This is a genomic window from Candidatus Kryptobacter tengchongensis (genome assembly GCF_001458555.1).
GTDB classification, from domain to species: Bacteria; Bacteroidota; Ignavibacteria; order Kryptoniales; family Kryptoniaceae; genus Kryptonium; species Kryptonium tengchongense.
The window spans coordinates 1-497 of the sequence record NZ_CZVH01000103.1; the positions used below are offsets into that span (position 1 = coordinate 1).

Here is a 497-nt window from a genome sequence, read left to right on the forward strand (position 1 = left end):
GTGGTGTTTTAGGGAAAGGGAAAAAATTCTTGATATGTTTGAGATAACTTGTGGGGCGAGGTTACTTTATAACTATATCTGGATCGGGGGACTTTCCCATGATTTGCCTTCTGATTTCGGGAAAAAACTCAAAGATTTTTTGAAAACATTTCCAAAGGCACTTAAAGAGATAAATGACCTCTTGACCTTTAACAAAATTTTCATAGATAGAACTGCAAATATAGGTGTTTTGCCAGCAGATGTTGCGATAAATTATGGATGCAGTGGACCTATGTTGAGGGGTTCGGGTGTTAAGTTTGATCTTAGGAAAAATGAACCATATCTTGTTTATGATAGATTTGAGTTTGATGTTCCGATTGGTGAGGGGAAGATGGGAACAGTTGGTGATTGTTGGGACAGGTATTATGTCAGGGTAAGGGAAATGGAGGAGAGTTTAAAGATAATTGAACAGGCCTGGGAACAACTTCCGCCTGGTGATGTCCATGCAGCGATACCTA

Annotated in this window: 1 protein-coding gene; it reads left to right on the forward strand. The window is 39.4% G+C overall.

The annotated features are described in order from the left end of the window. The coding region (locus AT685_RS07865; protein WP_474114246.1) for an NADH-quinone oxidoreductase subunit D-related protein at window positions 1-497 on the forward strand (497 nt) is incomplete at both ends.